Source organism: Brevundimonas sp. T2-11 (assembly GCF_055397675.1).
On record NZ_AP027920.1, the window covers coordinates 62,309 to 75,073 of the forward strand.

General features: G+C 69.3%; 14 protein-coding genes. 9 read left to right on the plus strand and 5 right to left on the minus strand.

All coding sequences use genetic code 11. The features are described 5' to 3' along the window. Window positions 1-75 precede the first annotated feature (75 nt). Complete coding sequence (locus ACZ5XO_RS00365) at window positions 76-531, minus strand: MaoC family dehydratase (protein WP_464163371.1); 456 nt, start codon at window positions 529-531, stop codon at window positions 76-78. A 58-nt stretch (window positions 532-589) separates the two neighbouring features. Further along, window positions 590-1,564: a threonine ammonia-lyase gene (locus tag ACZ5XO_RS00370; protein ID WP_464163372.1), complete on the minus strand. Its 975-nt coding sequence runs from the start codon at window positions 1,562-1,564 to the stop codon at window positions 590-592. 63 nt (window positions 1,565-1,627) lie between these two features. Here ACZ5XO_RS00370 and ACZ5XO_RS00375 point away from each other — a divergent pair, with 63 nt between their 5' ends. The 5 genes from ACZ5XO_RS00375 to ACZ5XO_RS00395 all read left to right on the plus strand — a co-directional run bounded on the left by ACZ5XO_RS00375 (window position 1,628) and on the right by ACZ5XO_RS00395 (window position 5,919). Continuing rightward, entirely contained in the window at window positions 1,628-1,936 is a 309-nt protein-coding gene (locus ACZ5XO_RS00375; protein ID WP_464163373.1) for a hypothetical protein, read from the plus strand. Next, window positions 1,933-3,426, plus strand: coding sequence for a glycerol kinase GlpK (gene glpK, locus ACZ5XO_RS00380; RefSeq protein ID WP_464163374.1), 1,494 nt, complete (start codon window positions 1,933-1,935; stop codon window positions 3,424-3,426). Before ACZ5XO_RS00375 ends, glpK begins: the two co-directional genes overlap by 4 nt. 40 nt (window positions 3,427-3,466) lie before the next feature. Then, window positions 3,467-4,540, plus strand: a complete 1,074-nt coding sequence (locus tag ACZ5XO_RS00385; protein ID WP_464163375.1) for a phosphotransferase family protein — start codon at window positions 3,467-3,469, stop codon at window positions 4,538-4,540. Between the two features lie 91 nt (window positions 4,541-4,631). Then, on the plus strand, window positions 4,632-5,102 hold the full coding sequence (locus tag ACZ5XO_RS00390) for an Rrf2 family transcriptional regulator (protein ID WP_464163376.1): 471 nt from the start codon (window positions 4,632-4,634) through the stop codon (window positions 5,100-5,102). A 10-nt stretch (window positions 5,103-5,112) separates the two neighbouring features. Next, entirely contained in the window at window positions 5,113-5,919 is an 807-nt protein-coding gene (locus ACZ5XO_RS00395; RefSeq protein ID WP_464163377.1) for an SDR family NAD(P)-dependent oxidoreductase, read from the plus strand. Between the two features lie 12 nt (window positions 5,920-5,931). Here the strand turns inward: ACZ5XO_RS00395 and ACZ5XO_RS00400 are convergent, their stop codons facing one another. After that, window positions 5,932-6,630 (minus strand): MarC family protein, encoded by a 699-nt coding sequence (locus ACZ5XO_RS00400; protein WP_464163378.1) that lies wholly within the window; start codon window positions 6,628-6,630, stop codon window positions 5,932-5,934. A gap of 96 nt (window positions 6,631-6,726) precedes the next feature. Here ACZ5XO_RS00400 and pyrF point away from each other — a divergent pair, with 96 nt between their 5' ends. Then, entirely contained in the window at window positions 6,727-7,449 is a 723-nt protein-coding gene (gene pyrF, locus ACZ5XO_RS00405; RefSeq protein WP_464163379.1) for an orotidine-5'-phosphate decarboxylase, read from the plus strand. A 69-nt stretch (window positions 7,450-7,518) separates the two neighbouring features. Here the strand turns inward: pyrF and ACZ5XO_RS00410 are convergent, their stop codons facing one another. Together ACZ5XO_RS00410 and ACZ5XO_RS00415 are read right to left on the minus strand one after the other, a co-directional pair. Continuing rightward, window positions 7,519-8,349 carry a hypothetical protein gene (locus ACZ5XO_RS00410; RefSeq protein WP_464163380.1) on the minus strand — a complete coding sequence of 277 codons (831 nt, stop codon included), beginning with the start codon at window positions 8,347-8,349 and terminating at the stop codon, window positions 7,519-7,521. 131 nt (window positions 8,350-8,480) lie between these two features. Next, window positions 8,481-8,729 (minus strand): DUF1674 domain-containing protein, encoded by a 249-nt coding sequence (locus tag ACZ5XO_RS00415; protein ID WP_464163381.1) that lies wholly within the window; start codon window positions 8,727-8,729, stop codon window positions 8,481-8,483. 85 nt (window positions 8,730-8,814) lie between these two features. Here ACZ5XO_RS00415 and htpX point away from each other — a divergent pair, with 85 nt between their 5' ends. From htpX to ACZ5XO_RS00430, 3 genes are all read left to right on the plus strand, one after another. Next, on the plus strand, window positions 8,815-9,789 hold the full coding sequence (htpX, locus tag ACZ5XO_RS00420) for a zinc metalloprotease HtpX (RefSeq protein ID WP_464163382.1): 975 nt from the start codon (window positions 8,815-8,817) through the stop codon (window positions 9,787-9,789). A 53-nt stretch (window positions 9,790-9,842) separates the two neighbouring features. Beyond that, window positions 9,843-10,574: a tRNA (guanosine(46)-N7)-methyltransferase TrmB gene (trmB, locus tag ACZ5XO_RS00425; RefSeq protein ID WP_464163383.1), complete on the plus strand. Its 732-nt coding sequence runs from the start codon at window positions 9,843-9,845 to the stop codon at window positions 10,572-10,574. 106 nt (window positions 10,575-10,680) lie between these two features. Next, window positions 10,681-12,615 (plus strand): methyl-accepting chemotaxis protein, encoded by a 1,935-nt coding sequence (locus tag ACZ5XO_RS00430; RefSeq protein WP_464163384.1) that lies wholly within the window; start codon window positions 10,681-10,683, stop codon window positions 12,613-12,615. The last annotated feature ends 150 nt before the right edge of the window (window positions 12,616-12,765 follow it).

Genomic DNA, 12,765 nt, shown 5'->3' on the forward strand with positions numbered 1-12,765 from the left:
ATCTGACCGTGCGCGGACTATGGTTACTGGAGCGCCGTTATCCCGTCCTTGTCCAGCGCCGGGAAAGGGTCAGGCTCAGGCCGCCACCATCTGCATGCCCAGCCATTCGGCGATCAGGGCGGGCTTGCCGGCCCCTTCGATCTCGACGGTGAGTTCGTGCTTCAGCAGCCAGCGTCCGCCCCCCTTGTCCTCGGCGGACAGCAGTCTGAAGCGGCCGCGCACCCTTGATCCGGCCGGGACCGGGGCGAGGAAGCGCAGTTTGTCGAAGCCGTAGTTGACCCCCATGACCACGCCGTCCAGGGGGGCGACCGCGTCATAGCTCATGGCCGAGGCCAGGCTGAGGGTCAGAAACCCATGGGCGATGGTCCCGCCGAAGGGGGTGGCCTTCGCCCGTTCGGGATCAACGTGGATGAACTGCTCGTCTTCAGTGACCCGGGCGAAGGCGTCGATGCGGGCCTGATCGACGGTGATCCAGCGGCTGACGCCGACCTCCTGGCCGATCAGGGATTGAAGATCGCTCGGTTTCGTCATGACGCCCTCCCGTTTTGCGTAGCCTTGCCCGCGTCGCGAGCCCGCGCAAGAGGGCGGGTCAGCCCCTGAAGCGGTCCTCGATGATCTCGGCGAACAGGCCCGGATCGACATTGCCGCCGGACAGGACGATCCCGGTGGTCAGGCCCTTGGCTTCGACCTTGCCGGACAGAAGGGCCGCCAGGGACACGGCGCCGCCCGGCTCGATCACCAGCTTCAGCCAGCGGAAGGCGAAGCGCATGGCCTCGGCGACCTCGGCGTCGGTGACGGTCGCGGCGCCCGCCAGGCGCCGGTTGATCGGCCAGGTCAGCTCGCCCGGCATGGGCGCCATCAGGGCGTCGCAGATCGACGGCGCGCCCTGGGGGTGGGCGACTCGTTCGCCCGCCTCCAGCGAGCGGCGGGTGTCGTCGAAGGCCTCGGGCTCGACCACGATGACGCGGGTGGCGGGGCTCTGTTCGGCCATGACCAGATTGATCCCGGCGATCAGGCCGCCGCCCGAGGCGCCGCACAGCAGCTGGTTCATCGGCGCGCCCGCCTGTTCCAGCATCTCCAGGCCGACCGTGCCCTGGCCCTCGATGATGAAGGGATCGTCGAAGGGGGGAACCAGGATGGAGCCGCGCTCCGCCGCGATCTCGGCGCCGATGGCCTCGCGGCTCTCGGTCCAGCGGTCGTAGAAGCGCACTTCGCCGCCGAAGGCGCGCACGCCCTCGACCTTCACCGCCGGGCTGTCCGAAGGCATGACGATCAGGGCGCGGGTTCCCACGGCTTGAGCCGCCGCCGCCACGCCCTGGGCGTGGTTGCCCGAGGAATAGGCCACGACGCCCCGTTTGCGTTCGTCGTCCGTCAGACGGCTGATGCGGTTGTAGGCCCCGCGAAACTTGAAGGCGCCCGCCACCTGAAGCGTCTCGGCCTTCATCAGGACGCGGCCGCCGACGGCCGCGTTCAGGGCCGGATGCTCGATCAGCGGCGTGCGCACGGCGGCGGGGGCGATCTGGCGGGCGGCGTCGAGGACGCCTTGGAAGCTGGGCGTATGCATAGGATGCCAATACCCCCATCTGCTCGCTTGTCGATACGGCCTGCACCCCGCAGGATCGCCGTCATGGACCCCTATTCGATCATAGACGCGCAACTGGACCGCCGGGCCGCCGAGAATGGCTGGACCGTGGTCAAGGAGTGGGCGGAGGCGCCGGCCAGATTTTTCTATATCGGCGGCCGCGCGCCTTTTGACTGCTTTCAGATTGTGATTGATCCGCCCGCCGCCGACGCGGTTGTCGTGACCGCCCGTTCGGTGGACGCCAACGACAATCAGGAATTCGAGCAGACCTGGCGTGGAGATGTGGCCGAGTTTGACAGCCTTCTGAACTCAGCACTCGCCTTGGTCGAAACCTGGAGAAGCCGCGCGCCATGACCCGTCTCATCCTCGCTATCGACCAGGGCACGACCTCGACGCGGGCCATCGCCTTTGAGGTTACGCCTCAAGGCGCTTTCTCCGCTGTGGCGGTTAGTCAAATTGAGCTGGCGCAACATTTCCCGCAGTCGGGCTGGGTCGAGCATGATGCGGCCGAGACCTGGCGCGCGACCTTGCAGACCTGTCGCGAGGTGGTGAGGAAGGCTGGCGGCGTGGAACGCTTCGCCGCCGTGGGCATCACCAACCAGCGCGAGACCTCGGTCATCTGGGACGCGGCGACCGGCGAGCCCCTGCACCGCGCCATCGTCTGGCAGGACCGGCGCACGGCGGATGTGACCGCGCGGCTGGCGTCGGACGGGCATGAGGCGGCGGTCCAGTCGGCGACCGGCCTGATCCTCGATCCCTATTTCTCGGCCTCGAAATACGCCTGGCTGCTGGACGCCGTGCCGGGGGCGCGCGAGCGGGCGGCGAAGGGCGAGGTGAAACTCGGTACCATCGACGCCTGGCTGATCTGGAAGCTGACGGGCGGGCAAAGCCACGTCACCGACGCCACCAACGCCAGCCGCACCAGCCTGATGGATTTGAACACGCTGAAGTGGCGCGATGATCTTTGCGAGCTGTTCGATGTGCCCATGAAAGCCCTGCCCGAGATCCGGGGCTGCGCCGATCATCTGGGGGACTGCGACGCCAGCCTGTTCGGGCGGGCCCTGCCGATTCATGGATCGGCGGGGGACCAGCAGGCGGCCCTGGTCGGCCATGGGGCGCTGGCGGCGGGGGACGCCAAGATCACCTATGGCACCGGGGCCTTTCTGGTGGCCAATGTCGGAGCCCAGCCGGTGGTCTCGACCAGTCGGCTGCTGGGGACGCTGGGCTATGCGGCGGATGGCCAGGTCGCCTATGGGCTGGAGGGCTCCATCTTCTCGGCGGGGTCGGCGATCCAGTGGCTGCGCGACGGGCTGAAGGTGATCCCGGACTCGCGTCAGTCCGAGGCCATGGCCCAGACGTTGAAGGACAATGGCGGGGTCTATCTGGTCCCCGGCTTCACCGGTCTGGGCGCGCCCTGGTGGCGGCCCGAGGCGCGCGGCACGGTCATCGGCCTGACCCGCGACAGCGGCCCGGCCCACTTCGTCCGCGCGGCGCTGGAGAGCCTGGCCTATCAGACGCGTGACCTGCTGGACGCCCTGAAGGCGGACGGGGCGCCGCCGCTGACGCGGCTCAAGGTCGACGGCGGGGTCACGGCCAACGCCTTCGCCATGCAGTTCGTCGCCGACATCTGCGAGGTCGAGGTGGAACGCCCCGCCTTCCAGGAGATGACGGCCATGGGGGCGGCGCGGCTGGCGGCCTTCGGGGTCGGCCTGACGGCGGAGCTGTGGACCGCCCCTGCCGAGGCGCCCGCCGTCTGGCGTCCGCGCATGGGCGAGCCGGAGCGGACGCGGCTGCTGAAGGGCTGGCGCGGGGCGGTGAAGGCCGCCATCATCGCCGCCGATTGATCGCACGCACGCCAAAGAGCGTGGGCGAGGGGAGAGGACCATGACCGATCAGCTGGACGCGCAATCCGCCTTTTCCGGCACGCGCGAGGTGGACGAGCGCTATCGTCTGGACGAGGCGGCGCTGGACGCCTGGCTGAGCGCCAATGTCGAGGGTTACGCCGGACCGCTGACCCTTCGCCAGTTCAAGGGCGGGCAGTCGAACCCGACCTATGAGCTGACCACGCCGGGCCGGACCTATGTCCTGCGCAGGAAACCGCCGGGGACCCTGCTGGCCAGCGCCCACGCCGTGGACCGGGAGTTCACTGTCATCTCGGCCTTGCACAAGCAGGGTTTTCCGGTGGCGCGGCCCTATGCTCTGTGCACGGATGAAGACGTCATCGGCTCGATCTTCTATGTCATGGACAAGGTCGAGGGGCGGGTCTTCTGGGACCTGAAGCTGCCGGGGCTGACCCCGGCCGAGCGCCGGGCCGTCTATGAGGCGCAGACGGATACGCTGGCGGCCCTGCACGCCTTCGACCCGGCCGCCATCGGTCTGGGAGACTACGGCAGGCCGGGCAATTATTTCGGCCGCCAGGTCGAGCGCTGGACCAAGCAGTATCGCGCCTCGGAGATCGAGCCCATCTCGGCCATGGACCGGTTGATCGCCTTCCTGCCCGACAGCCTGCCGCCGGAAGGGCCGACGCGGATCGTCCACGGCGACTTCCGCCTCGACAACCTGATCCTGGACCCGGTCGAGGCGAAGGTGAGGGCGGTGCTGGACTGGGAGCTGTCGACGCTCGGCGATCCCATGGCCGACTTCTCCTACCTGCTGATCGCCTGGGTCATTCCGGCCAGCTTGAGGAATGGTCTGGCGGGGGCGGATCTGAAGGCCCTGGGCATTCCCTCGGTCGAGGAGACGGTCGAACGCTACGCCGAAAAGGCGGGCACGGCGGCGCCACAGAATCTCGACTGGCTGTTCGCCTACAACCTGTTCCGGCTGGCGGCCATCTGTCAGGGCATCGCCGGGCGGGTGCGCGACGGCACCGCCGCCAGCGCCCATGCCCGGACCATGGCGGCCCAGGTCGGGCCCCTGTCGGAGGCGGCCTGGAGCTTCGCCAAAAAGGCCGGGGCGTGAAGCTTGGCGATAATTAAAACAGTTTTTGTTGCGGTTGGATTTGTGAAACGGCGCCGGAAGCCCTACCTTCCGGTCTGGAGCATTGATCAAGATGTCTGACAGCCAGAAATTCCCCGTCGCCGCCCACGCCCTGGCCTATCTGGCCCACAAGGGCGCCTATTCGGCCGCCGACGCCGCGCCCAGCGCCGTCCTGGCCGCCTCGGTGCCGACCAACCCGGTGGTCATCCGCCGGGTGACGGCCCTGCTGGCCAAGGCGGGACTGATCGCCACGCGCCCCGGCGCCTCGGGCGGGTCCTGGCTGCTGCGTCAGCCCGAGACCATCCGTCTGGACGAGGTGCTGAAGGCGGTGAACGGCTGCGCCCATCTGGGCTCAACCCCCGCCGGGGCCAAGGGCTGTCCGGTCGGCGAGCACATTCCGCGTCAGGTGGCCAAGGCCCTGACCGCCGCCGATCAGGCGGCGGGCGCCGCCCTGGCCAAGATCACCATCGCCGACCTGCTGGAGGCGGACCCGGCCTCGCTGCGCGACTTCGCGCCGCACGGCTCCTGCCCTGTCGCCGCCTGACGCGCGTCGCTTGGGGGAGCCGCGCAAAACCATCCTGATCACAGGGGCCAGCGCCGGCATCGGCGCGGCCCTGGCGCGCGAGTGCGCGGGAAGGGGTCATGACCTGATCCTGACGGCGCGCCGCGAGGGACCCTTGCAGGCTCTCGCGGAAGAGTTGGCGAGGCGGCATGGCGTGACCGCCGAGGTCGTCGTCGCCGATCTGGCCGAACCGGGCGCGTCCGCCGCTCTGGTCGAGACGGTCGGGGGGCGCGGCCTGAGCGTTGACGGCCTGATCAACAATGCGGGCTTCAGCCGCACCACGGGCTTTCTGGCCACTGATCCGGACGACCATGCCGCCATGATCCGCGTCATGCTGACGGCGCCGGTCGAGCTGTCGCGCCTGCTGCTGCCGGGCATGGTCGAACGCGGCTGGGGCCGGGTGCTGAACGTGGCCTCTCTGGCCGGGCAGATGCCGGCGACCGGCGGCGACACCCTGTACGGGCCGATCAAGAGCTTCCTGATCAAGGCCTCGCAGGGGCTGTGGCTGGAAACGCAGGGGACGGGGGTCCACGTCACCGCCCTGTGCCCCGGCTACACCTATACCGAGTTCCACGACGTCAACGGCTCGCGCGAGCAGGTGTCGAGCGCCTATCCCAAGTGGATGTGGATGGAGGCCGACCGCGTGGCCCGCATCGGCTGGGACGCGGTCGAGGCCAATCGTCCGCGCGTCACGCCGGGGTTCGCCAACAACGTGCTGGCGGGGTTGGGCGGGCTGCTGCCGGACGCCCTGGCGCTGAAGATGGTCGGCGGCCACGCCAAACGGCTGGACCGCCTCTAGTCCTCTGAAGGCCTAGTGGCCGCCGGCGGGGTAGGGCGCGGTGACCAGGCTGCTGAACATGCCGGGGATGGCCTCGCCCAGTCCGGCGAGGATGAACTGGATGGCCAGGGCGCACAGGATCAGGCCCAGGACCCGGACCACGATGGCCATGCCGACGTCGCCGAGGATGCGGCTGATCGGGCCGGTGCAGGCGAAGCAGACGAAGGTGACGACGCAGGCGGCCACCATGGCGATCAGCGACGAGGCCGTGCCCGCCGCGCCCAGCTTCTGGGCCTCGCCGGCGTTGATGATGATGGCCGAGATGGCGCCGGGGCCGATCATCAGCGGAATGGCGAAGGGCACGATCAGGCGCTTGAAGCGGCGCTTGGCGTAGCCGCGTACGTCCTTGGCGTCGGTCACGGCGTCGGCGTCGGCGAAGATCTTGAGGAAGTCCTCGCGCGCCATGTCGAGACCGAGCAGCAGCAGCAGGATGCCGCCCGCGATGCGGAAGGCGGCCAGCGAAATGCCGAAGAACTGCAGCAGGCCCAGGCCGGTGAAGAAGAAGAAGCCGAGGAAGACCGCCGCGAAGGCGCAGATCATGGCCGAGACGGTGATGCGCTGACGCAGCGAGGCCCCGGCGGTGGCGGCGGCGAAGATCGGCACATTGCCGATGGGGTCCAGCAGGGCGAACAGCGCCACGAACAGGTTGACCCCCAGATCGACCGCGTTCATTGCTTGCCCCCGCCTCAAATCCCGCCGCGCGACCGCGACTCCTTGTCCCACCTATCGGGGCATCCGCGCGCGCCTGCAAGCCGCCGAGAACCGGAAATGTCTGAAGACCGTCCTAATCGCCCCTTCGACCCGCGCGTCATCTGCGCCCTGGACGTGCCGACGACCGACGAGGCCCGGACCCTGGTCGAGCGGATCGGCGACGCGGTCGGCTTCTACAAGGTCGGGCTGCAACTGTTCGCCTCGGACGGCATGGGTCTGGCGCGCGAGCTGAAGGCGGCGGGGGCTCAGGTCTTCCTCGACTGGAAACTGCACGACATCGGCGCGACGGTGGAGAAGGCGACGGCGGTGCTGGCTAACGCCGGCTGCGACCTGCTGACGGTCCACGCCCGGCCCCAGGTGATGGCGGCGGCGGCGCGCGGCGCGGCGGGATCGGATCTCAAGATCCTGGGGGTCACGGTCCTGACCAGCCTGACCGAGGAGGATCTGAAGGCGGACGATCACAGCCTGTCGGCGGCCGACCTGGTTGAACTGCGGGTGCGTCAGGCGCTGGAGGCGGGCGTCCACGGCGTCGTCTCCAGCCCGCATGAGGCGGCGCGGGTGCGCGAGATCGCCCTCGCCTCCGGTCGCGACGACTTTCTGATCGTGACGCCGGGCGTGCGGCCGACGGGTGCCGCTCTGGACGATCAGGCGCGGGCGGCGACCCCGGCCAGCGCCCTGCAGGCCGGCGCGACCCATCTGGTGGTCGGGCGCCCGATCACCGCCGGCGCCGATCCGCGCGCGGCGGCTCAGGCCATCACTGCAGAGATTGCCCTGATCTGATCGCGCAACCTATTGATCCACGTGAAACAAAAAGGGCGGCCTCCTTGCGGGGGCCGCCCTTTGTCGTGATCAGCCCCGCTCGCCGGGCTCCTGCATATAGGGCCGCTCGGTCGGCGACCGGTGGTGCGGCGGAGGCGGAGGGGGCGGCGGCGCCGCGGGCACGGCGTAGTAGCCCTGTTCGAAGTTGACGACCGGGGGCGCGGTCTCGACGCGGGGCGGTTCGACATGGACCTGGGGTCGGGCGACCTCGACCTGGGCCGGGGCGACGCGCACGTCGGCGGGGGCCACATGAACCGGCGGGGCCGAGACATGGACGCGGGCCGGTTCGACATAGACCGGGGCCGGCTGCACATAGACCGGCGGCGATTCCACATAGACCGGCGGCTGCGAGACATAGACCGGCGGCTGGGTCACATAGACCGGCTCGGGGCGATAATGGACCGGCTGGGGCGGCGGGCCGCAGCGGCCGCAGTCCTGGACGTAGCCGCCCTGATAATAGGACGGTTGATACTGGACCTGGCCGTATCCATAGCCGCGCGCCCAGGGATAGCGGCCATAGCCGTCCACCGGATAGCCGAAGGGCATGGAGCGGGTGACGCCGCTGTAGCCGTAGCCGTGGCGGATCGGTTCCTGTTGCGGCGCGATGACCACGGGCGGGCGCTGGCCGGCGCCGCCGTAGCCATAGCCGTATCCATAGGCCTCGACCGGGCCGTAGCCGCCCTGCCAGCCGCTGTCGCTGTACCAGGTCTGGACGCGGCTCTCGACGATGGGTCCGCGCTGGGCATAGGCCTGCTGGGCGTAGCCGGAGGCGGCGTTGTGGCGCACCTGACGTTGATGGGCCTCGGCGGTTCCGGCGACCAGCAGGGCCGCGCCGACGGCGATGTATGCGACTGCCTTCATGGCCACGCTCCTTGTTTCAGCCGCAAAGGTTAATGCGGTTTGGACGGAAGCGTTCAATATTCTCCCTTCGCGCGAAGTTGGGCGCGAACATGGGCACGACCGGGGGCGCGAACGGGGCGCGTCGCCCCCGATCAGAAGTCGATGGCCAGGCCCTTCTTCTCCCAGTCGCCGTAGCGGGTCGGTTCGGGGCCGCGCGGGCCGCCGTGTTCGGTGTCCAGAACCTGGGCCTCGGCGGCATTGCGACGTTCGGCCGCTTCCAGAAGGGCGCGGCGCGCAGCCTCGCTCAAGGGACGTTCCGCGGTCGCATGGGGCACGTCGGCATTGAACGCAGGCGTTTCCTCGACATCGGCGGCGGCGGGGGAGGTGGGCTGTTCGGTCACAGGGGGTCTGCCTTGAGGGCGGGAGTGCAGGGCCTCAAATAGAGGTTCAGGACTTCTTCGCCACCCCTGACGACGCCCGGACCCGATGAACCATCTCAAGACCTTCGCCCTGCTGGCCGTGATGACCGCCCTGTTCATGGGGCTGGGCTATCTGATCGGCGGCGCGACCGGCATGGCGATCGCCCTGGCCGTGGCGGCGGGGATGAACCTGTTCAGCTACTGGAACGCCGACAAGATCGTGCTGAAGATGTATCGGGCCCAGGTGGTGGACGAGACCCACCCCAACGCCGTGGTCCGGGCCTATGTCGCCGACATCAGGCAGATGGCGACGGATGCGGGCATGCCCCTGCCGACCATCACCATCATTCCCAACGACCAGCCCAACGCCTTCGCCACCGGCCGCAATCCGCAGAACGCCGCCGTGGCCGCGACCAGCGGCCTGCTGGACATGCTGACGCGCGAGGAGGTGCGCGGCGTGATGGCGCACGAACTGGCCCATGTGAAGAACCGCGACACCCTGACCATGACGGTGACGGCGACGGTGGCGGGCGCTATCGCCATGCTGGCCAATTTCGCCCTGTTCTTCGGCGGCGGCGATGACCGTGAGCGGCCGGGCGGCATGATCGGGACCATCGCCCTGATGCTGCTGGCGCCCATGGCGGCGGGGCTGGTGCAGATGGCCATCAGCCGGTCGCGAGAATACGAGGCCGACCGCGTCGGCGCCGAGATCGCCAACGACCCCCACGCCCTGGCCTCGGCCCTGCAGAAGATCGAGGCCTATGCCCGTGGGGCGGTCAATGCTCCGGCCGAGCGCAATCCGGCCACGGCTCACATGTTCATCATCAATCCGCTGAACGGGAAGGGGGCGGACAACCTGTTCTCGACCCACCCGGCCACCGGCAACCGCGTGCGCGCCCTGATGGAGCTGGGGGCGAAGATGGGCATGAACCGGCGTTCGGCCACTGCCCCCGTGGCGTCCGCTCCGGTCGCGGAGGCGTCCCGGACCAGCGTGCCGACCACGCCCTCGACGCCGACCGCCCCGCGCGGACCCTGGGGTTGATCCGAGGCGGATCGCCTTTGCGTGCGCGGCCTTAAGGGGTTAGAGCGCGCGCCATGACCGACGAGACCGACGCCCCCGCTTTTGATCAGGACCGCCCCGAGTGGGCCCAGGCCCACGGCCCGCTGCGCTCGTTCGGACGCATCAAGTCGCGGCCGATCAAGGCGCGCCAGGCGGCCCTGTTCGACACCCTGATGCCGCAGATCGCCGTGCCGGATCTCGCCAAGGGCCCGATCGACCCCCTGGTCCTGATGCCGGAGGCGAAAGAAGTCTGGCTCGAGATCGGTTTCGGCGGCGGCGAGCATCTGGCGGAACAGGCGGCGCGCAACCCCGAGGCCCTGATGATCGGCTGCGAGCCCTTCCTCAACGGCGTGGCCTCGGCCCTGCGCCATGTGGAGGAGGGCGGGCTGAAGAACGTGCGCCTGCACGCCGACGACGCCCGCGCCGTGATGGCGGCCCTGCCCGACGCCTCGCTGGACCGGGTGATGATCCTCTTCCCCGACCCCTGGCACAAGGCGCGGCACAACAAGCGGCGCTTCTTGCAGGACGAGACGGCGGTCGAGATCGCCCGCCTGCTCAAGCCGGGCGGCAAGGTGCGCTTCGTCACCGACTGGCTGGACTACGCCGAGTGGGCTCTGGAGCGTCTGGCGCGGACGCCGGGCCTGACGCGTCTTGAAACGGGCGCCGACTGGTTCGCCGTTCCCCTCGACCACGTCGTCACCCGCTATGAGGAAAAGAAGCTGGGCGACACCACGCCGATCTTCCTGGAGTTCCGGCGCCAAGGCTGACGTAGCGGCATAAGGACTTTTACGCAGGGAATTTTACGCAGCACGGATTTTCCGCTGCGTTTACCGACGTTCTTCATCCTGACCCGGAAAGTCAGGGGATATGACGATGCGTAGTTTGACGATCGGCGGCAGGGTGAACCTGCTGTCGGTGCTGGCGGTGGCCGGCCTGCTTCTGGTGACGGGCCTCTCTCTGATGAAGCTCGACGGCGTGATGCGCGCTGAGATCGCCGACCGGACCCAGAAGACGGTCGAGGTCGCGCACAGCGTCGTGTCCCACTACCAGGCCCAGGAGCAGCTGGGCGTCATGACGCGGCCCCAGGCCCAGGCGGCGGCCCTGTCGACCCTGCGCGCCCTGCGCTACGGCCAGGACGACTATTTCTGGGTCAACGACATGCAGCCGCGCATGGTCATGCACCCCTTCAGCCCGCAGCTGGAAGGTCAGGACCTGAGCGCCAAGACCGACGCCGACGGCGTCTTCATGTTCCGTGAAATGACCGAGATCGCCCGCCGCGATGGGTCGGGCTTCCTCAACTACCGCTGGGCCAAGCCGGGTCAGGAAGAACCGGCGTCCAAGGTGTCCTACGTCAAGGCCTTCAAGCCCTGGGGCTGGGTCATCGGTTCGGGCGTCTATACGGACCAGATCGTCGCCGCCGTGGCCGGCGCGGCCCTGACCCTGGGCGGCATGGCCCTGGCTGTGGCCCTGGCCATGGGCGTGGCTGGCTGGATGCTGGGCCGTTCGGTCGCGAGGCCGGTCGTGGCCCTGGCCGACCGCATGAAGCGTCTGGCTGACGGCGACAAGGCGACCGCCATCCCGGGTCTGGCCCGTCACGACGAGATCGGCCGCATGGCCGGAGCCCTGGAAGTGTTCCGTGACGCCGCCATCGCCAATGACCGTCTGGAAGCCGAGGCCGTGGCCCAGCGCGCCGCCGCCGAGGAGGAGCGCGCCCGCGTCGAGGCTGAAAAGGCGCGCGTAGCGGAAGAGGATCGCGTGGCGGTGACGGCCCTGGGGCAGGGCCTGCAAGCCATGGCCAACGGCGACCTGACTCACCGCATGACGGCCCAGGTTGCGACGCGTTCGGAACAGCTGAAGACCGACTTCAACACCGCCATCGCCCAACTGGAGCAGGCCGTGGCCGTGGTGGTGGACAATGTCGCCGCCATCCGTTCGGGCTCCAGCGAGATCAGCCAAGCCTCGGACGACCTGTCGCGCCGCACCGAGCAGCAGGCCGCCTCTCTGGAAGAGACCGCCGCCGCTCTGGACGAGATCACCGCCACGGTGAACAGGACCGCCGACGGCGCCCGTCAGGCCTCGAACGTGGTCCAGTCGGCCCGCGGCGACGCCGAGAAGAGCGGCGTCATCGTCCGCGACGCGGTCGAGGCCATGAACGCCATCGAGCAATCCTCGGCCCAGATCGGCAACATCATCGGGGTGATCGACGAGATCGCGTTCCAGACCAACCTCCTGGCTCTGAACGCCGGGGTCGAGGCGGCCCGCGCGGGCGACGCCGGTCGCGGCTTCGCCGTGGTCGCCTCGGAAGTGCGGGCCCTGGCCCAGCGCTCGGCCGAAGCGGCCAAGGAGATCAAGACCCTGATCTCGGCCTCGGGCCAGCAGGTCGGGGCGGGGGTGACCCTGGTCGGCCAGACCGGCGAGGCCCTGCAGCGCATCGTCAGCCGCGTGGCGGAGATCGACGGTCTGGTGAGCGAAATCTCGGCCTCGGCCCAGGAGCAGGCCACCGGTCTGCAACAGGTCAACACCGCCGTGAACCAGATGGATCAGGTCACCCAGCAGAACGCCGCCATGGTCGAGCAGTCGACCGCCGCCAGCCACTCGCTGTCGCAGGAGGCCGACGTCCTGGCCGCCTCGGTGTCGCGTTTCCGCACCGGCCAGGCCGTTGCGCCCGTTGCGGCGAAGAAGCCGGCGCAGGCGCCGGTGCGCACGCCGCAGCCGGTGGCCCAGACGGTCGCCGCCCTGCGCAGCAACGGCGGCGCGGCCCGCAAGCCGGCCCTGGCCGTGGTTACGGACGGCTGGGAGGAGTTCTGAATCGCGGACGACGACGGCGGGGGCTGACACGGCCCCCGCTTTCGCCTATATGACCGCTCACATCGTTAGACCGGCGTCCAACGGCGTCGTTTCAAGCGGCGGCCCGGACGGACCGCCGCTTTTGTATTTTGGACCCATCCGGCGCCTGCG